Annotated in this window: 15 protein-coding genes and 1 pseudogene; 3 read left to right on the top strand and 13 right to left on the bottom strand. The window is 74.0% G+C overall.

Annotation, left to right across the window (positions count from 1 at the left end):
* Nucleotides 1–42: 42 nt before the first annotated feature.
* The 9 genes from ACWDAS_RS35580 to rimP form a co-directional block, all read right to left on the bottom strand.
* Entirely contained in the window at nucleotides 43–996 is a 954-nt protein-coding gene (locus ACWDAS_RS35580) for a bifunctional riboflavin kinase/FAD synthetase (protein WP_450399112.1), read from the bottom strand.
* A 255-nt stretch (nucleotides 997–1,251) separates the two neighbouring features.
* Complete coding sequence (locus tag ACWDAS_RS35585) at nucleotides 1,252–4,923, bottom strand: serine protease (RefSeq protein ID WP_450399114.1); 3,672 nt, start codon at nucleotides 4,921–4,923, stop codon at nucleotides 1,252–1,254.
* Nucleotides 4,924–5,450: 527 nt separating this feature from the next.
* Entirely contained in the window at nucleotides 5,451–6,323 is an 873-nt protein-coding gene (truB, locus tag ACWDAS_RS35590; protein ID WP_450399117.1) for a tRNA pseudouridine(55) synthase TruB, read from the bottom strand.
* Nucleotides 6,323–6,769, bottom strand: a complete 447-nt coding sequence (gene rbfA, locus ACWDAS_RS35595) for a 30S ribosome-binding factor RbfA (protein WP_450399119.1) — start codon at nucleotides 6,767–6,769, stop codon at nucleotides 6,323–6,325. Before rbfA ends, truB begins: the two co-directional genes overlap by 1 nt.
* A 42-nt stretch (nucleotides 6,770–6,811) precedes the next feature.
* Nucleotides 6,812–7,105, bottom strand: a complete 294-nt coding sequence (locus ACWDAS_RS35600; RefSeq protein WP_450399148.1) for a DUF503 domain-containing protein — start codon at nucleotides 7,103–7,105, stop codon at nucleotides 6,812–6,814.
* Between the two features lie 144 nt (nucleotides 7,106–7,249).
* Entirely contained in the window at nucleotides 7,250–10,342 is a 3,093-nt protein-coding gene (gene infB, locus ACWDAS_RS35605; protein ID WP_450399121.1) for a translation initiation factor IF-2, read from the bottom strand.
* A 154-nt stretch (nucleotides 10,343–10,496) separates the two neighbouring features.
* Nucleotides 10,497–10,778: a YlxR family protein gene (locus tag ACWDAS_RS35610; RefSeq protein WP_450399123.1), complete on the bottom strand. Its 282-nt coding sequence runs from the start codon at nucleotides 10,776–10,778 to the stop codon at nucleotides 10,497–10,499.
* A gap of 79 nt (nucleotides 10,779–10,857) precedes the next feature.
* A complete protein-coding gene (nusA, locus tag ACWDAS_RS35615; RefSeq protein ID WP_450399126.1) occupies nucleotides 10,858–11,844 on the bottom strand; it encodes a transcription termination factor NusA in 987 nt (328 codons plus the stop codon).
* Nucleotides 11,845–11,846: 2 nt separating this feature from the next.
* A complete protein-coding gene (gene rimP, locus ACWDAS_RS35620; protein ID WP_450399128.1) occupies nucleotides 11,847–12,371 on the bottom strand; it encodes a ribosome maturation factor RimP in 525 nt (174 codons plus the stop codon).
* 148 nt (nucleotides 12,372–12,519) lie between these two features.
* Here rimP and ACWDAS_RS35625 point away from each other — a divergent pair, with 148 nt between their 5' ends.
* Genes ACWDAS_RS35625 through ACWDAS_RS35635 form a run of 3 tightly spaced genes read left to right on the top strand, consistent with a single transcriptional unit; the run spans nucleotide 12,520 to nucleotide 14,494 of the window.
* The gene (locus ACWDAS_RS35625; RefSeq protein WP_450399131.1) at nucleotides 12,520–13,086 is read left to right on the top strand and encodes a hypothetical protein; all 567 of its coding nucleotides are present in this window, start codon (nucleotides 12,520–12,522) and stop codon (nucleotides 13,084–13,086) included.
* Nucleotides 13,087–13,094: 8 nt separating this feature from the next.
* Entirely contained in the window at nucleotides 13,095–13,541 is a 447-nt protein-coding gene (locus ACWDAS_RS35630; RefSeq protein ID WP_450399133.1) for a ferritin-like domain-containing protein, read from the top strand.
* A 23-nt stretch (nucleotides 13,542–13,564) separates the two neighbouring features.
* Nucleotides 13,565–14,494, top strand: coding sequence for an aminoglycoside phosphotransferase family protein (locus ACWDAS_RS35635; RefSeq protein ID WP_450399135.1), 930 nt, complete (start codon nucleotides 13,565–13,567; stop codon nucleotides 14,492–14,494).
* Nucleotides 14,495–15,095: 601 nt separating this feature from the next.
* Here the strand turns inward: ACWDAS_RS35635 and ACWDAS_RS35640 are convergent.
* The 4 genes and pseudogenes from ACWDAS_RS35640 to ACWDAS_RS35655 form a co-directional block, all read right to left on the bottom strand.
* Nucleotides 15,096–16,784, bottom strand: coding sequence for a proline--tRNA ligase (locus tag ACWDAS_RS35640; protein WP_450399136.1), 1,689 nt, complete (start codon nucleotides 16,782–16,784; stop codon nucleotides 15,096–15,098).
* A 69-nt stretch (nucleotides 16,785–16,853) separates the two neighbouring features.
* Complete coding sequence (locus ACWDAS_RS35645; protein WP_450399139.1) at nucleotides 16,854–17,387, bottom strand: GNAT family N-acetyltransferase; 534 nt, start codon at nucleotides 17,385–17,387, stop codon at nucleotides 16,854–16,856.
* A 14-nt stretch (nucleotides 17,388–17,401) separates the two neighbouring features.
* Nucleotides 17,402–18,247 carry a GNAT family N-acetyltransferase gene (locus ACWDAS_RS35650; protein ID WP_450399142.1) on the bottom strand — a complete coding sequence of 282 codons (846 nt, stop codon included), beginning with the start codon at nucleotides 18,245–18,247 and terminating at the stop codon, nucleotides 17,402–17,404.
* Between the two features lie 140 nt (nucleotides 18,248–18,387).
* A pseudogene (locus ACWDAS_RS35655) lies at nucleotides 18,388–18,535 on the bottom strand (flavodoxin-dependent (E)-4-hydroxy-3-methylbut-2-enyl-diphosphate synthase); the annotation flags it as partial.

Raw genomic sequence — 18,535 nt, forward strand, 5'->3', positions numbered from 1 at the left:
GCGGGACGGGCCCTTTCGTCTGTCAGCGGTATGCCGGCCGGTTCACTCCGCGCCGAACACGTCCACCAGTTCCCGCGCGCGCTTGACGTCGTCGGCCATGCGCTCCAGCAGCGCGTCGATGGTGTCGAACTTCTCCATGCCGCGCAGGTAGGCGAGGAAGTCGACGGCGACGTGCAGCCCGTACAGGTCCAGCCCGACGCGGTCGATGGCGTACGCCTCGACGGTTCGCGCCGTCCCGTCGAAGGTGGGATTGGTGCCGACGGAGATCGCGGCGGGCATGGCCTCGTCGTCGACGTGCAGCCAGCCGGCGTAGACCCCGTCGGCGGGGATCGCGGTGTGCGGCAGCGTCTCGACGTTCGCCGTCGGGTACCCGAGGTCGCGGCCGCGCTGCGCGCCGCGGACGACCACGCCCTCGACCCGGTGCGGCCGCCCGAGGATCTCCATGGCGCCCGCCACGTCGCCCTCGGCGATCAGACGGCGGGTCATCGTGGAGGAGAACGGCTGTCCGCCGCCCGCCTCGCCCGTGAGGTACAGGTCCACGACGTCCACCTCGTAGTCGTACTTCAGGCCCATCGCCGACAGGAACTCCACGTCGCCGGCGGCCTTGTGCCCGAAGCGGAAGTTCGGGCCCTCCACGACGGCCCGCGCGCGCAGCGCGTCGACGAGCACCGTACGGATGAAGTCCCCCGGCGAGAGCTGCGAGAACTCGGCCGTGAACGGAAGGATCAGCAGGGCGTCGACGCCCAGCTCCGCCATCAGCTCCGCGCGGCGGTGGTGAGCCGCCAGCAGCGGCGGGTGGCTGCCGGGGCGGACGACCTCGCTGGGGTGCGGGTCGAAGGTGACGACGACCGAGGCGACGCCCAGCTCACGGGCGCGCTCCACGGCCCGGCCGATGATCAGCTGGTGCCCGCGATGGACGCCGTCGTACGAGCCGATGGTGACGACGCTGCGTCCCCAGTCCTCGGGGACGTCCTCCAAGCCTCGCCAGCGCTGCACAGTGACCGCTCCTCGACCGCCGATGGTTCTCCGATGTGCAGGTCCAAGCCTGCCATGCCGGGGGGCCCACCGGCGCGGCGCCCCCGCTGACAGCGCCGTCACCGATCCACCGGGCCCCCTGCCGCGGCGGGCCGGTCACACCGGGAAACGGCCGCCGACCGGCGACAGCACGCCCATGGAACCCGGATCGCGGGCGACCCAGATCACATCCCGGCCGCGTACCTGCGGGGCGTGGTGCGCCTCCGCGCCGCCTGGTCACAGGCCCACCGCCGTCGCCTCCGGTGCCAGCTGGTCGCACATGCGCCGGGCGCTGGGCCCGATGACCGCGTCCCACACTCCGGCGCCCGCCCCGCCGAGCCCGTCCACGGCCAGCCACCCGCGTACCTGCCGGGCGAATCCCGGAGACCGGCTCACCAACTGCACCAGTCTCCGGTCGAAGAGGGCCGCGCCCTCGGGCGTACGGCAGAGCATGAGTCCGACCCGGTGGACCAGGTCGCGGGTCATCGGGGCGGGCCGCCGGGCGCACCCGTCGGCGGCGGCGGTGAGGAGGGCGTCCAGGACCGCCGGGTCGCGTTCCGGGCCCAGGAGGACCTCCAGCAGCTCCTGGCGCAGCGGACGGGAGACCGGGGTGCCCGGCGCGGCGAGGACGGACGCCAGCACCCTGCGCACCTCCGGCTGGTGCTCCCGCAGCATTCCGGTGACGAGCGGGAGCAGCACCGCGCGGGCGGCGGGCCCCTGCTCCAGGCGTCGGTCGAGGTAGACCGCCACATGGCGGGCGCCCTCGGGACGGTGGCCGAGGTGGTCCCACACCAGGGCGGCGGCCCGGCGGGCGAGCGCCGGCGTGGTCACCTCGGCCAGTTCGCGCAGCACCTCCGCGGCGCCCGCGCCGGGTTCGCGCAGCCGGGCGTGGAAGGCGGCGAGCACCTGCTCGGGGTGCGTGGGAAGGGCCGCGGCGAGCGCCCCGGCGGGCAGCCGCGGATCGCCCGCGGTGAAGCGCTCCAGGGCGGCCCGCAGGTGGAGCGAGCGAGTGGCCGGATCCCGTACGAGGAGCCCGAGCGCGGCGCCGTGCAGGGTGCAGTCGGCGGGACGGGCCAGGATCGCCAGAGCCGCGTGGCGCAGCAGCTCGCGGTCCGCGGCGAGCGCGGCGTGCGGGGCGGCCCGCAGGCCGTAGGTGGCCGCGGCGACGTGCCGCTCGGGGCGGTCGTCGTGGGCCCAGCGGTCGACGGCGCGGCACACGGCGGACGGCTCGTCCTCGGCGAGGGCCGCCAGCAGCTCGTCGGCGCGGGGGTGGGCCGCGGCGACCAGGGCCTCGGCGAGGTCGTCCACGGCGTGCCGCCGATGCGTGTGGAGCAGGGCCTGCGCGGCGGTGGCGACCGTGGGCCGGAGGCCGCCGGGAGCGGACTGCAGCAGCCGTTCGTCCGTGAACCAGCCGCAGAGCGCGGGCAGCGACGGGCGCGGCGCCGCGGCCAGCACGTCCCCGGCCGCCGTCAGGAACCGCTCCCGCGTCCCGCCCCCGTCGCGCGGCGGGCCGTCGGCGGGCAGCAGCAGCCGCAGCAGCGCCAGGCGCTCCTCTGGGGGCAGCCGCAGCCGTCGCCAGAACCACGGTCCGAACTCCCCCAGCCCCGCGCCCTCTTGGAAACCCCCGGCCTCGATCGAGCGGGCCGTGACGCGCTCCGCCAGCAGCCGCAGCACGTCCCGGTACGGCGTCGCGTCGGGCACCCCGAGCAGGGTCTCCCCCAGCAGGTGCGCCGCCCACCAGACCGCCTCCGCGCGCCGGGCCTCCGCCCGGCCTGCGCCGTCGTCCCCGCCGCGCGGCCTGGGCACGCCGTCGAGCAGGACCGGTCCGGCACCACGCGCGGCGGGCACGGCCGCGTGCCGGTCCAGCACGAGGGCCAGCCGCCGGAGCCTGCCGGCCAGGGCATCCGGCCCCGACCGGCGCGCGATGAGCAGCAGCGACTGGACGACGGGGCCGATGCGGTGCCGCGGCAGGGGCAGGGCGCGCGGCGCGGAGGGCGGAGCGAGCGACGGCGCCGGCGGGACCGGCGGTACGGCGCTGTGCCGGGGCGCCGCCCCGGTCCGCGAGGGCAGGCGCACGGGGGCGTCGGCGGAATTGTCCGGGACACCGGCGAACCATCGGTGGACGAGGGCGTACAGCGCCTCGTCCAGGTCGAGCTGACAGCCCTGGAGCCAGTCGCCGAACTCCTCGTGGGCGATGCGGTATCCGGCGCCCGCGGGGACCACGAACCCTTCGGTGAGCACTGCCGCCGCCCACCCCGGGCGCCACGGGAAGAGTTCCTCGAAGGACGCCCGGTCCAGTTCCCCCTGCCCCGGACCCAGGCACCGCCGAGCCGCCTCGTGTGCCTGCCCCGCCACCCGGGCGGCGAGCCGCCGTACCTCCGCGCCCCGCGCGGAGGCCGCGATCCGGGTCGCGATCCGCAGGCACACCAGATCCAGGTAGGCCGAGAAGATCTCCGCCCGGCCGGGCCGCCCCGTGAGGCCGCCGCCGGCCGCCCGCACCTCCGACAGCAGCCGCAACGCCAGGGGATGCGCCGCGTCCTGCTCCGCGAGGGCATCGACGGGCAGCCCGTGGCGCTCCCGGGCCGGCCGCGCCAGGTCCGCGGGCAGCCCGCCGAGCCGGAGGCAGGCGGGAAGTGCCCGGGCGCCCGGTGGGGTGCCGGCGTCATGGAGCAGGCCTGGCGGGAAGAGCACGCCCGCCTGCTCCCAGTACTCGGGGCGGCACGCGACGATCAGCCGTACCCCCGTCGTACGCAGCCAGCGCGCCGTGCCCGCGGTCCACTCGGGCAGGGCGTGCGCGAGCAGGGGCGGCATCTCCTCGGGACCGTCCAGTACGACGAGCAGGGGCCGCCCCGCGGCGCGCGCCAGCCGGGCGACGGCATCGGGCGACGCGTCGTCCGGTGCGCGCTCCGGCGCCGTGCCCGCGTGCACGATGCGGCCCGCGGTGGCCAGCGCCCGCTCCACGGCATCCCTCAACCCGCCGTCCCGCGCGCCCAGTTCCGCGCCGCGCAGCCACACCGTGGGCGCCGGATCCGGGCCCGCCGCGCGCCGGGCGGCCAGCGCCGCGAGCTCGGTCGTACGACCGCTGCCGGGGGCGCCCACCAGCCCGAGCACGAGGGCTCGCCCATCCCCCGCGAAGCGCATCAGCTCCGCCTCCGTGTCCGGGCGCGCCACGGGTTCGCGCCAGGCGCGCGACCGTCCGGCGGGACCGAGGGTCGTGGCGGTCAGCTGCAGCGCCCCGGCGAGATTGAGGTGCGGCCCGTACGCGGGCACGGTCGCGGCGTTGCGTGCCAGCACGTCCGCCGGCGCGCCGCCTTCCGCGGGCGGCCGCAGCGGCACCGCGTACCCCGCCGCGCGACGCCCCGCATGCACCGCGGTCACGACGACCCCGTGCACGGCACCGCTCCCCGCGTCGATCACCGGTTCCCCCGAGGCGACCTCGCGCAGGGCCTCGTCCCCGCCGCGCGTCGCGGCGAGCTCGTACGCCGCGTCCAGCAGGTGGAAACGGTCGGTCGCGGTGTACGTCACGGGCGCGGTCCCCACGATCGTGCCCTCCGTCCACGTCCGGCCGCCGCCGGCCGGCCCCGCCACCCGCAGTCGAACCGCGCGCCCGGGCGCCGCGGTGCGCGCGAACTCCGCGACGGGGAGCGGCGGTACGTCCAGCCCCTCCGTCATCACGAGCGCCAGCCCGAGTCCGGGCAGCGGGGTGATCGCGTGGGCCTCGACGAGGGCCGTCTGTTCCCCGTGCGCGTGCAGCACGAGCCGTACGAGACCGTCCACGGCCTCATGGCTCGTCACGAGCGTCCCCCGCCCCTCCCGCACCTCGACGAGGAACCCCGTCCCCCGCGGCCGTCCGGCCAGGTCGCAGACGCGCACCAGCGCCCGGTCAACATCGGCGGACCGCACCGCCATTCGCGCACCTCCCCGCCACAGTGCCCGTTTCGACCGTAGACGTCCGTTGATCGACACAACAGATCCCATGTCGAACGCGCCCCCAAGCGCTCCCTCTCTTCACTCCAAGCGCCTGCCCGTTGGAGTGAATTGATCTTGCGGCCTGGATAGGGACGGGGGGAGGGGGAATCGTGCAGCGCGGGCCGCCAGGGGGGAGGGCCCGCGCTTCACGGTTCTGTGCGGGTGCGGTTGTTTGTTGCGGTGGGGGTGTTCCGGCGCGGTCAGTTGCCGCGTGTGCGTTGCGCGCTGCGTGTGTGGGTGGGCCGGGGTCGGGTCCTCCGGGGCTGCACGTCCGGGACTGGCATGTTTACGTGCACCGCGGGCACCCGCTTTCCCGCCCCCGGATGCCGCACACACATACGCCGCGCCGTCCAGAACATCCGCCCTCCCCCGGCCTTCTACCGGGGGAGGGCGGGAGTGCCGGGGGAGAAACCCCAACAGCAACCGCAGACAACCCGCACACAACAACGGGCCGCAAGGGGCACCGCCTACGCGAGGTTCGCCAGAATCCTGGCCTGCCCCTCCCGCGCTTCCACCAGCGCCAGAAACTGCCCATCCGGCCCGAAGACCGCCGTCGGAACCGCCCCCAGGGACGGCGGCGCGTCCAGCCGCACACCGTTGCCCAGGAGCCGCGCCTGCCGGGCGTCCACGTCCCACCGGGGGAACGCCGCGGCCGCGGCCTCCGCGATGGGCAGTACCGCGAACGACTCCGCGAGCTGCTCGAGGGTCCGGGCGAGACCGGCCCCGTAGGGCCCGACCCGGGTGCGCCGCAGCGCGGTGAGGTGGCCGCCGACGCCCAGCCCGGCCCCGAGGTCGCGGGCCAGGGCCCGGATGTACGTGCCGGACGAGCACTCGACCGTGACGTCGACGTCCATCACGTCGTCGTCGACGCGCCGCACGTCGCGCACCACGAACGAGGACACCGTCACCGGCCGTGCCGCCAGCTCGAAGTCCTCGCCGCCGCGCACGCGGGCGTACGAGCGGACGCCGTTCACCTTGATCGCGCTCACCTTGGACGGCACCTGCAGGATGTCCCCGGTCAGCCGCGCGATGCCCGCGTCGATCGCCTCCCGGGTGACCGCGCCCGCGGGGACCGCGGCGGTGACGTCGCCCTCGGCGTCGTCCGTGACCGTGGTCTGCCCGAGCCGGATCGTCGCCTCGTACTCCTTGCGGGTGAGGGCCAGGTGTCCGAGCAGCCGGGTGGCCTTCTCCACGCCGATGACGAGGACACCCGTCGCCATGGGGTCGAGAGTGCCCGCGTGACCCACCCGGCGGGTCCCGGCCAGCCTGCGCAGCCGGGACACCACGTCGTGCGAGGTCATACCGCCCGGCTTGTCGACGATGACAAGCCCGTCCTTCATCAGGCCTCTTCCTCGCCCTCTTCGTCCTCCGCCGGCTTGCGGTACGGGTCCGCGTCCCCGGCGTAGGAGGCGTCCGTGGCGGTCTTGCGGACCTCCTCGTCGGCCAGACGGGCCTTCGCGAGCAGGTCCTCGATCGTGCGCGCGTTCTCGGGGACCGCGTCGGCGACGAACGTCAGGGTCGGCGTGAAGCGCACGCCGGTCTGCCGTCCGACCTCCGAACGGAGAACGCCCTTGGCGCTCTCCAGCGCCGCCGCCGAGGCGGCCCGCTCCTCGTCGTCACCGAAGACCGTGTAGAAGACGGTCGCCTCCCGGAGGTCACCGGTGACCCGGGTGTCCGTGATCGTCACGTAGCCCAGCCGCGGGTCCTTGATCCGCCGCTGCAGGGTCTCCGCGACCACGACCCGGATGCGGTCCGCCAGCTTGCGCGCCCGCGCGGTGTCGGTCATGCGTGCTCTTCTCTCTTCTCTTCACGCTTCGGTACGTGAGTGTCAGTCGTCGTCGCCGTGGACCCGCTGCCGCGCCGACAGCAGTTCCACCTCGGGGCGCGAGGCCATCCAGCGCTCGCAGCGTCCGAGGACGTCCTTGATGTGCCCGAGGTCCCCGGACACGACCGCCACGCCGATCTCGGCCCTGCGGTAAAGATCGTGATGATCGACCTCCGAGACGCTGACCGCGAACTTGCCGTGCAGCTCGGCCACGATCGGTCGGATGACGGACCGCTTCTCCTTGAGCGACCGGACGTCGCCGAGAAGCAGATCGAAGGACAGCGTCCCTACATACATGGGCATCAGGTCAAGCCGACCTGTGGGGCCTCGTCGTGAACAGTGCGAACACCGTGAACAGTAAGCACAACACTAAAGGCAACGGCCGGGGCCGATCGACGGAATTTACTCTCCGCCAACCGGCCCCGGTCACAGATCCCGCGATCAGACGCGAGGCTTCTCGCGCATCTCGTAGGTCGCGATGACGTCGTCGATCTTGATGTCGTTGTAGTTGCCGAGGTTGATACCGCCCTCGTAACCCTCACGGATCTCGGTGACGTCGTCCTTGAAGCGCCGCAGACCCTCGATGGTGAGGTTCTCCGCGATGACCTTGCCGTCGCGGAGGAGGCGCGCCTTGGTGTTGCGACGGACCTCGCCGGAGCGGATGAGCACACCGGCGATGTTGCCGAGCTTGGAGGAGCGGAAGACCTCGCGGATCTCGGCGGTGCCGAGCTCCACCTCCTCGTACTCGGGCTTGAGCATGCCCTTGAGCGCCGCCTCGATCTCGTCGATGACCTGGTAGATCACCGAGTAGTAGCGGACGTCGACGCCCTCACGCTCGGCCAGCGACGTGGCGCGGCCCTCGGCCCGCACGTTGAAGCCGATGATGATCGCGTCGGAGCCCGCCGCCAGGGTGACGTCGGTCTCGGTGACCGCACCGACACCCCGGTGGAGGATGCGCAGGTCCACGTCCTCGCCGACGTCGAGCTGGAGCAGCGAGGACTCCAGGGCCTCGACCGAACCGGACGCGTCGCCCTTGATGATGAGGTTGAGCTGCTGGACCTCGCCGGCCTTGAGCACCTTGTCCAGGTCCTCCAGGCTGACCCGGCGACGGGTCTTGGCGAAGGCCGCGTTCCGCTCGCGGGCCGCGCGCTTCTCGGCGATCTGGCGGGCCGTACGGTCCTCGTCGACCACCAGGAAGTTGTCGCCGGCACCCGGCACGTTCGTCAGACCGAGCACCAGGACCGGGGTCGAGGGGCCCGCCTCTTCGACGGTGTTGCCGTTGTCGTCGAGCATCGCGCGGACACGGCCGTACGCGTCGCCGACGACCATGGTGTCGCCGACCCGCAGGGTGCCGCGCTGGACGAGCACGGTCGCCACGGCGCCGCGGCCGCGGTCGAGGTGGGCCTCGATCGCGATGCCCTGCGCGTCCTGCTCCGGGTTGGCCCGCAGGTCGAGCGCGGCGTCGGCGGTGAGGACCACGGCCTCCAGCAGGCTGTCGATGTGCAGGCCCTGCTTGGCGGAGATGTCGACGAACATGGTGTCGCCGCCGTACTCCTCGGCCACGAGGCCGTACTCGGTCAGCTGACCGCGCACCTTCGTCGGGTCGGCGCCCTCGACGTCGATCTTGTTGACCGCGACCACGATCGGCACGTCGGCCGCCTTGGCGTGGTTCAGCGCCTCGATCGTCTGGGGCATGACGCCGTCGTTCGCCGCCACCACGAGGATCGCGATGTCGGTGGACTTGGCACCACGGGCACGCATGGCGGTGAACGCCTCGTGACCGGGGGTGTCGATGAAGGTGATGGCACGGGGCTCGCCGTTGACCTCGGTGGCCACCTGGTAGGCACCGATGTGCTGGGTGATGCCACCGGCCTCGCCCGCGACCACGTTGGTCTTGCGGATCGCGTCGAGAAGGCGGGTCTTACCGTGGTCGACGTGACCCATGACGGTCACGACCGGCGGACGCGCGACGAGCGCTTCCTCGCCGCCCTCGTCCTCGCCGAACTCGATGTCGAAGGACTCGAGGAGCTCGCGGTCCTCCTCCTCCGGGCTGACGACCTGGAGGGTGTAGTTCATCTCGTCGGCGAGCATCTGCAGCGTGTCGTCCGAGACCGACTGGGTCGCGGTGACCATCTCGCCGAGGTTCAGCATCACCTGGACGAGCGACGCCGGGTTGGCGCCGATCTTCTCGGCGAAGTCGGTCAGCGAGGCGCCGCGGGACAGGCGCACGGTGTCGCCGTTGCCGCGGGGCAGCATCACGCCGCCCACGGACGGGGCCTGCATGGCCTCGTACTCCTGGCGCTTCGCGCGCTTCGACTTGCGGCCACGGGCCGGACGGCCACCGGGGCCACGGCCGAAGGCACCCTGCGTGCCACCACGGCCACCCGGACCACCGGGACGGCCGCCGAAGCCGGGACGGCCACCGCCGCCACCGAAGCCGCCGCCACCGCCGGTACCGGCACCGGCACCCGGACGCGGGCCGCCGAAGCCGCCGCCACCGGGACGACCGGCGCCGCCACCGCCACCGGGGCGACCGGCGAAGCCGCCGCCACCGGGACGGCCGGCGCCGCCGCCGGGACGCGCGCCCGGACCACCCGGACGACCCGGGCCACCCGGACGACCGGGGGCACCGCCGGCAGCGGGACGCTGCGGCATCATGCCCGGGTTGGGACGGGGACCGCCGCCCTGCGGACGGGGCATGCCGCCCGGGGTCGGACGAGGACCGCCGGGAGCGCCGCCGCCGGGACGGGGCGCGCCACCCGGACGGGGACCGGCGGCACCCGGGGCGCCACCGGGGCGCGGTCCGGGCTGGCCGGGGGCACCACCGTGGCCGCCGCCGGGACGCGGCGCCTGGGGGCGCGGCATGCCGGTGGAGCCGGAGGTGAAGGGGTTGTTGCCCGGGCGGGGACCGGCCGGACGCGGGGCGCCCGGACGCGGCGCCTGGCCGCCCTGACGGGCACCGGGGCCGCCCTGGCCACGGCCGCCGTCACGCTGACCGGGGCCGGACGGACGGGCACCGGGACGCGGGCCGGGGGCGCCGGGACGCGCGGCGGCGGGACGCTCGGCCTGGGCCGGACGCTCCTGGGCCGGGGCCGGCGGGGCCGGGGGCGCGGAGAACTCCGCCTGCGGCACCGGGGTGACCGGCGCGGGCTTGGCCGGGGCCGGCTTGGGACCCGGGGTCGGGCGCGGGCCCGGGGCCGGCGCGGTGCCGGTTGCGGGCTTGGGAGTGGGGGCGGGTCCCGCCGCCGGCTTCGGGGCCGGGGCAGCAGGACGGGCCGGCGCACCCGGAGTGGGGGTGGCCGGCTTTGCGGGCGCGGCCTTGCGCGGCGCCGCGGGCTTGGCAGCCGAGGGCTTCCCGGAGGCGGAACCGCCACCAGGGCCCTGCAGTGCGTCAGTCAGCTTGCGAACAACCGGCGCCTCGATCGTCGAGGACGCCGAACGGACGAATTCACCAAGTTCTTGGAGCTTGGCCATGACGACCTTGCTCTCAACTCCGAACTCCTTGGCGAGCTCGTATACCCGGACCTTAGCCACTTCGCTCCTTCATGAGGTCCGGGGTGGTCGTCCGCCGGACCGTCGCTACTTCATGGGCGTACTCATCGCGTGCTCATCGAGTGCTCATCGCAATCTCGACCTACTTCCAACTCGCGGGGTACTGACCGCACGGTCGCCCGTGCGCTCTTCCTGCCTACTCACGGTGTGCCTGCTCGACGTACCCGCGAAGATCCGCGGTGTCCAACGCTCCCTGGGCCCGGAAGGCCCGCGGGAACGCCCGGCGGCGGACCGCCAGGTCGAGACAGACGGTGTCGGGGTGCACATACGCACCCCGACCGGGCAGCGTACCGCGAAGATCGGGAAGACAGGACTCCCCGACCACCGCCACACGCAGCAGATCGCGCTTGGCCGCTCGCACCCTGCACCCGATGCACGTGCGCTCCGGGCGTGCTGGGGCATGCGTCCGGCCAGACATCCTTAAGTCTACCTCCCCGCGCCGACCTCACCCCTCCGGGTTATTCGACGCACGGTTGTTCTTCGGTCACCACCCGGTGCTATTGGTCGGCCTGCTCGGTGTCGGGGCGGATGTCGATCCGCCAGCCGGTGAGCCGTGCCGCCAGCCGGGCGTTCTGCCCTTCCTTGCCGATCGCCAGCGACAGCTGGTAGTCCGGCACGGTCACCCGCGCGGAGCGGGCGCTCATGTCGACGATCTCCACCTTGCTCACCCGAGCGGGTGACAGCGCGTTGGCGACCATCTCCGCCGGGTCGTCCGACCAGTCGACGATGTCGATCTTCTCGCCGTTCAGCTCGGCCATCACGGCCCGCACCCGGGCACCCATCGGGCCGATGCAGGCGCCCTTGGCGTTGAGCCCGGAACGGCCCGAGCGGACCGCGATCTTCGTGCGGTGCCCGGCCTCGCGGGCGATCGCCGAGATCTCCACGGAACCGTCCGCGATCTCCGGGACCTCCAGCGCGAAGAGCTTCTTCACCAGGTTGGGGTGGGTACGCGAGAGCGTCACGGACGGGCCGCGCACGCCCTTGGCCACCCGGACGACGTACGAGCGCAGCCGGGTGCCGTGCTTGTAGTCCTCACCGGGCACCTGCTCCTGCACGGGCAGGATCGCCTCGAGCTTGCCGATGTCGACCAGGACGTTCTTGGGGTCCTTGCCCTGCTGGACCACACCGGTGACGATGTCGCCCTCACGCCCCGCGTACTCGCCGAAGGTGATCTCCTCCTCGGCGTCGCGCAGCCGCTGCAGGATGACCTGCTTGGCCGTGGTCGCCGCGATCCGGCCGAAGCCGCTGGGCGTGTCGTCGAACTCCCGGGGCTCGGCGCCCTCGGGGGTCTCCGACGGGTCCTCCTTCGCCCACACCGTGACGTGACCGTTCGTACGGTCCAGTTGCACGCGCGCGTTGCGCCGGCTGCCCGGCTCGCGGTGGTACGCGATGAGGAGCGCCGACTCGATCGCCTCGACCAGCAGGTCGAAGGAGATCTCCTTCTCCCGGACCAGACCCCGCAGGGCACTCATGTCGATGTCCACGGCTACGCCTCCTCAGTGCTCTCGTCGCCGTCAGTATCGGCACCGGCCGGGTCCTTGCGACTGAATTCGATCTCCACCCGCGCCTTGGCGATCTCGCCGAAGGCGACACGGGCGGGTTTGGGCTTGCGTCCCTTGACACCGGGGACCTCCAGGTCGAGCCCTTCCTCGTCGACCGCGAGGATCCGCGCGACCAGTTGGTCCCCGTCGGCCTTCGTCAGCTTGACCAGGCGGCCCTCGTTGCGCCGGAAGTGGCGCGGCTCGGTGAGCGGGCGGTCCACGCCCGGCGAGGACACTTCCAGCATGTACGGCGATCCGCCCATGGCGTCCGCGTCGTCGAGGGCCTGGGAGATCTCCCGGCTCAGCTCGGCGAGCGTGTCCAGCGGGGCACCCTCGTCGGAGTCCACGATCACCTGGAGCTGCCGCCGGTTGCCGGCGGCGGTCACCTTGACCTCTTCCAGTTCCAGCCCCGTCTTCACGACGAGCGGCTCAAGCAGCCCGCGCAGCCTATCGCTCTGGGTGGTGCTCATCCGGGTGACTCCTCGGCCGCGTGTGCTGTTGTGGTGGAAGGTCGCGTGTCGGGCCAAAGCCTATCGGTTCAGGCCCCGGAACGACGATTCGGCGCAGCGGAGGGCGCCGTCGCGGACCCCGGGCGCCACGCCGGTACCCTCACGTGAGGTGATCACGGGAAGGGGCACTGTGCCGCTCAGCAACATTCCCCGCCGGCGCGCGGTCCGCGCCGCTCTCGTCCTGCCGGCCGCGGCCGGACTGCTCGGCGGCTGCTCGGACGCGACGCGCCCAGCGGGGGCGTCGAAGGCCTCGCCGTCCGCCGCGCCGGGCGAGGCGCTGCGCGAGCGGGCCGCCCGGGACAGTGCCGGACTGCTGGCGCGTTACGACGCCACCATCGCGGCGCACCCGGACCTGGCGAAGCGGCTGCGGCCGCTGCGGGCCGAAGTGGCCCGCCACGCCCAGGCGTTCGGTGGCCGCGCGGCGGCGACACCGTCCGCCGCGCCCTCGCTCACGGCATCACCGTCGCCCTCGGGATCGCCCTCGCCCTCGGCGTCGTCCGGGCCGTCGGTTCCCGCGCGACCCGGGGCCGCGCTGTCCGCGCTCGCGGCCGCCGAGCGCACGCTGGCCGACGCGCGGGCCGCCGCGCTCATCGGCGCACCGCCCGAACTCGCCCGCCTGCTCGCCTCGGTGGCCGCCTGCGGCGCCGGGCACGTCCTGCTGCTCAAGGAGCACTGACCCGACCCATGGCACAACAAGCGCTGCTCAAGGCCGTCCAGGCCGCACTCTCCGCCGAGCACGCCGCCGTGTACGGCTACGGGATCGTCGGCGCCCGCGTCGGCGCCGACCTGGCCGAGCAGGCCCAGCAGGCGTACGACGCCCACCGCGCCCGCCGCGACTCCCTGCGCCGCACCGTCAGCGACCTCGGCGGCCAACCCGTCGCCGCCGAGCCCGCGTACGCCGTGCCGTTCACCGTCGCGGACCGCGCCGCGGCGGTACGCCTCGCCGCGGAACTGGAGGACCGGGTCGCCGGGGTCTACGCGGACCTCGTGCGTTCCGCCGACGCCGATCTGCGCCGGGAGGCCGCCGACGCGCTCCGCGAGGCGGCGGTCCGTGCCGTGCGCTGGCGCGGCGGGAGCGTAGCCTTCCCGGGGCTGGCCGAACGCGCGCGGACGGCCGCGGAGAAGGTTTAGCACCAGGAGGGACGAACTCAAGCATGGCCTCGGCACCACAGCACCTGGAACCGCCCGAACGGCTGGTCCGCACGGTCAGCGCCTGGGAGGGCGACCCGGGCCGCGCCTGGCTCGCCACCCTCCCCGAGCTCGTCGCGGACCACCTCCGGCGCTGGGAGTTGCGGCCTGAGCGGGTGCTCTCCCCCGGTGGCCAGATCAGCATGATCGTCCTCGTCCGGCAGGCCGACGACACCCCGGCGACCCTCAAGGTCGGCCTCGTCACGGACGAGACCCGGCACGAGCACGCCGCGCTCACCCGCTGGGACGGCCGCGGCGCGGTCCGCCTGCTGCGGGCCGACCCCGACGCGGGGGCGCTCCTGCTGGAGCGCCTGCACAGCGACGTGTCGCTGCGCTCGCTGCCCGAGCCCAAGGCGATGCTCGAGGCCTGCGCCACGCTCCAGCGGCTGTGGGTCCCCCCGGGGGACGGGCACCCGTTCGTGCCGGTCGCCGAGCACACGGCGCGCCTGGCGGCGCTGCTGCGGGAGCGGCGCGAGCGGCCGTACGTCCCGGAGGAGGCCCGGGCCCTGGTCGACGAGGCCCTCACCGTCCGCGACCAACTGTGCGCGGCCGCCCCGGGCGAGGCGGTGCTGCTGCACGGCGACTACCACCACGGGAACGTGCTCGCCTCGGACCGCGTGCCGTGGCTGGCCATCGACCCCAAGCCGGTCGCGGGCGAGCCCGCGTACGACTTGGCGTGGCTCGTCCGCGACCGCCTCGAGACGCTGGTCGCGACGCCGGGGCCGCAGTCCGCGGCCCGGCGCCGCGTCGCCAAGCTCTCCGACTCCCTCGAGGTCGACCGGGACCGCGTCCGGGGCTGGGCCCTGTTCCGGGCCGTGGAGGCGGGCGTGTGGGCGTTCTCGGTCGGCGACCGCGAGGCCGGGGAGCTGCTTCTGGAGTTCGCCAGCTGGCTGTAGGCGTGGCCTGCCCGTTGCGTACGTGCGGCGCCGTTGTGTGGCTCGGTGGGGGGTGGGGGTTGCCCGGCGCGGTCAGTGCGATCCCGCGCACTGTCCGCTCGGGGTCGGTGCCGCGCCGGGGTGCTCCCCCAGCCTTCGGCCGGGGGTGCCCCCACCTCGGCGCTCGCGGCGCTGCCCCACGTCATTCGCCACCGCGGCCACCGCTCGTCGCCCGTGGGGGCACCCCGCCACACCTCCTTACGAGGTTTGGGCGACTGATCGCCGGTGGGTGGGGTGAGAAGGCGGTTCGGGGTTGCCGCAAGTGCCTGGCCCCCCCACCGGCGGTCGGTCGCGCCCACGGCAGGAGGGGGTGTGGCGGGGTCCGCCCGTGGGGGACCTCCCAGCAGTGGCTGGGGGACACGAGCGGCGAACCCGGCGCCGAACGACGTAGGGGTAGACCGCGAGCGCTGTGGGGGTCCCCCCGGCGCGGCACCGACCCCACACGGACGCAGCGAGGCGGTAACCGACCGCGCCGGAACACCCCCACCCCAACAGAAACAACAACGGCGCCGCACACGACCACGGTCCGCAAGGGGCTGGGCACCCCGGACCGCGGGGACCGCTACCCCGCGAGGCGGGAAACCGCGTCCGCCACCGCCAGCTCCTCCCGCTCCCCGGTCCGCCGGTCCTTGAGCTCGACGACCCCGTCCCCGGCCCCGCGTCCCACCACAAGAATCGTCGGCACCCCGAGCAGCTCCGCGTCCGTGAACTTGACGCCCGGGGAGACGCCCGCGCGGTCGTCGACGATGACCCTGACCCCGGCCGCGTGCAGCTTCTCCGCGACCTCGAGCGCCAGCTCGGTCTGGAGGGCCTTGCCCGCCGCGACGACGTGGACGTCCGCCGGGGCGACCTCGCGCGGCCAGCACAGTCCCTTGTCGTCGGCGGTCTGCTCCGCGAGGGCGGCGACGGCGCGCGAGACGCCGATGCCGTAGGAGCCCATGGTGACCCGGACCGGCTTCCCGTTCTGGCCGAGGACGTCGAGCTCGAAGGCGTCGGCGTACTTGCGGCCGAGCTGGAAGATGTGGCCGATCTCGATGGCCCGGTCCAGCTTGAGGCCGGCGCCGCAGCGCGGGCAGGGGTCGCCGGGCTGGACGGTGACGACGTCGAGGTACTCGTCGACCTCGAAATCGCGGCCGCACACGACGTTGCGGGCGTGCGTGTCGGGCTTGTTGGCGCCGGTGACCCAGGCCGTGCCGGGGGCGACGCGCGGGTCGGCGATGTAGCGGACGCCGCTCAGGCCCTGCGGGCCGACGTAGCCGCGGACGAGGTCGGGACGGCCGGTGAAGTCCTCGGCGGTGACGAGTTCGACCTCGGCGGGGGCGAGGTGCTCGGCGAGCTTGCCGAGGTCGACCTCGCGGTCGCCGGGGACACCGACCGCGACGATCTCGCCGTCGACCTTGACCAGGAGGTTCTTCAGGGTCGCCGAGGCCGGCACGCCGAGGTGGGCCGCGAGCGTCTCGATGGTCGGCGTGTCAGGGGTGTCGACCTCCTCCAGCGGGGGGTGGTCACCGCCCTCGACGGGGGGCACCACCGTGGTGACGGCCTCGGTGTTGGCCGCGTAGTCGCACGCGGGGCAGTCCACGAAGGTGTCCTCGCCCGCCGCGGCGGGGGCGAGGAACTCCTCGGAGGCCGAGCCGCCCATGGCGCCGGAGACGGCCGAGACGATGCGGAAGTCGAAGCCGAGCCGCGAGAAGACCTTGATGTAGGCCTCGCGGTGCAGCCGGTAGGCCTCGGCCAGGCCCTCGTCGGTGGTGTCGAAGGAGTACGAGTCCTTCATCTGGAACTCGCGGCCGCGCAGCACGCCGGAGCGGGGCCGGGCCTCGTCGCGGTACTTGGTCTGGATCTGGTAGAGGATCACCGGCAGGTCCTTGTAGGACGTGCACTGGTCCTTCACCACCTGGGTGAAGATCTCCTCGTGCGTGGGTCCGAGGACGTAGTCCGCGCCCTTGCGGTCGCGCAGCTGGAAGAGCAGGTCGCCGTACTCGTCGGCGCGCCCGGTGACCTCGTAGTTCTCCCGGGGGAGCAGCGCGGGCAGCAGGACTTCCTGGCCGCCGATGGCGTCCATCTCCTCGCGGACGACGCGTGAGACGTTCTCCAGCACGCGCTTGCCGAGCGGCAGCCAGGTCCACACCCCCGCCGATGAGCGGCGGACGTATCCGGCCCGGACCAGGAGCTTGTGGCTCGCGGTCTCGGCGTCGGCCGGGTCGTCGCGCAGCGTCTTGAGCATCAGCCGGGACATGCGCAGGACCATGAGGCTCTCCAGGGGGTTTCGTACCGTTCCCGCGAGGATAGCGAGCCGTGGCGTGCCGCCGGAAACCCGTTATCGCCGCAGCGGCAGGTGGGCGCCCATGACGGCGTAGGGGCTGGCGGCGCTGGGGAAGTGCACGGGCCGGGCCAGGTCGGTGTAGCCGAGGGCGCGGTAGAGCCGCCGGGCCCGGCTCTCGGTGTCGATGGCGGACAGGATGCTGCGGGGTTCGTCGGCGGCGTCGGTGATGGTCGTGATGAGGGCGCGGCCGATGCCGCGGCCCTGGAAGTCGGGGTGGACGTGCAGCTCGGTGATGGTGAAGGAGTCGTCGAGCCATGCGTCGGTGCCGGTGCGGCGCAGATACGGCTCGACCACCGTGGACCACCAGTGGGTCCGGCTGTTGGGCATGCCGTACACGAAGCCGGCGAGCCGTCCGTCGGGGGTGAGCGCGCCCAGGGCGCGGACGCCGGGGAAGCACAGGTGGCGCAGCACGATCTGGCGGCGGATGGCGACCTCCTCCGCGCCCAGCCCGAAGGCGACCGCCTGGACGGCCAGTGCCTCGTCCACCCGCGCCGCCAGGTCGATCGGCTCGACCGCCACGTCATCCATGGGCGGCGACACTACTAGAACAGGACGCTCATGAAGGCGCCGACCTCGGTGAAGCCGACGCGGCGGTACGCGGCCCGCGCGGGCGTGTTGAAGTCGTTGACGTAGAGGCTGGCCACGGGGGCCACGTCGCGCAGCGCGTAGTGCAGGACGGCGGCCATGCCGGTCTCGGAGAGCCGGCGGCCGCGGTACTCGGGGGCGACCCAGACGCCTTGGATCTGGCAGGCGTGCCGGGTGACGGCGCCGATCTCCGCCTTGAAGACGACCTTGCCGTCCTCGATGCGGGCGAAGGCGCGGCCGGAACCGACGAGTTCGGCGACCCGTGCCTGGTAGAGCAGGCCGCCGTCGCCGGCGAGCGGGGAGACGCCGACCTCCTCGGTGAACATGGCCACGCACGCGGGCATGATCACGTCCATCTCGTCGCGCCGCACCCGGCGGACGTACGGGTCGGGGTCGACCTGCGCGGGCAGTGCGCGGGTGACCATGAGCGGCTGCTGGGCGCGGATCTCGCGGGCCGGGCCCCAGCTGGGTTCGAGCAGCGACCAGAGCGCGGAGGTCGGCGCGGCGGGGCCGACGATGGAGGAGCAGCGGCGTCCGGAGCGCAGCGCCCGCTCGGCGAAGGCGCGTACGGCCTCGGGGCCGGCGCAGACCGGGACGAGGTTGGCGCCGGCGTAGCAGAGGGCTTCGAGGCGCCCTCCGGCGTACCAGCCCCACATCTCGCCGCCGAGCCGCCAGGGGTCGAGGCCGGCGACGGCGACCCGCGACGCGACGAACGCGTTGGCCACCGGATCGCGGTCGAGCACCGCGAGCGCGGCGTCCAGTTCGCCGGGCTCCATGACCTTGGTCGTCGTGGTCGTCAACACGTGGGCGCCTCACCGTACGGGCCGCAGCGGTCGGGGGAAGTCCCCGAACCTTACCTCGCCGACGCCGGTTCCGCCCGTGCCCGCCCGCATCCCGGACCCCGAGGGGTCCGGGACGGGGCCGGGACCGGGCAGGGCGTCGGTCAGCTGACCGAGACCGAGGGCTCGCCGGACATGACTCCGTCGGCCTCCATCTGCTCGGCGAGCTTCATGGCCTCCTCGATGAGGGTCTCCACGATCTTCGACTCCGGCACGGTCTTGATGACCTCGCCCTTGACGAAGATCTGCCCC

It is taken from the genome of Streptomyces sp. NPDC001070 (assembly GCF_053598835.1).

What these genes read in the sequence shown, in the direction of transcription:
- ACWDAS_RS35630 (WP_450399133.1), top strand. Translation starts at nt 13,095, where the DNA reads ATGGCACAACAAGCGCTGCTCAAGGCCGTCCAGGCCGCACTCTCCGCC.
- ACWDAS_RS35640 (WP_450399136.1), bottom strand. Translation starts at nt 16,784, where the DNA reads ATGGTCCTGCGCATGTCCCGGCTGATGCTCAAGACGCTGCGCGACGAC.
- truB (WP_450399117.1), bottom strand. Translation starts at nt 6,323, where the DNA reads ATGAAGGACGGGCTTGTCATCGTCGACAAGCCGGGCGGTATGACCTCG.
- rimP (WP_450399128.1), bottom strand. Translation starts at nt 12,371, where the DNA reads ATGAGCACCACCCAGAGCGATAGGCTGCGCGGGCTGCTTGAGCCGCTC.
- rbfA (WP_450399119.1), bottom strand. Translation starts at nt 6,769, where the DNA reads ATGACCGACACCGCGCGGGCGCGCAAGCTGGCGGACCGCATCCGGGTC.
- ACWDAS_RS35645 (WP_450399139.1), bottom strand. Translation starts at nt 17,387, where the DNA reads ATGGATGACGTGGCGGTCGAGCCGATCGACCTGGCGGCGCGGGTGGAC.
- ACWDAS_RS35635 (WP_450399135.1), top strand. Translation starts at nt 13,565, where the DNA reads ATGGCCTCGGCACCACAGCACCTGGAACCGCCCGAACGGCTGGTCCGC.
- ACWDAS_RS35610 (WP_450399123.1), bottom strand. Translation starts at nt 10,778, where the DNA reads ATGTCTGGCCGGACGCATGCCCCAGCACGCCCGGAGCGCACGTGCATC.
- ACWDAS_RS35585 (WP_450399114.1), bottom strand. Translation starts at nt 4,923, where the DNA reads ATGGCGGTGCGGTCCGCCGATGTTGACCGGGCGCTGGTGCGCGTCTGC.
- ACWDAS_RS35600 (WP_450399148.1), bottom strand. Translation starts at nt 7,105, where the DNA reads ATGTATGTAGGGACGCTGTCCTTCGATCTGCTTCTCGGCGACGTCCGG.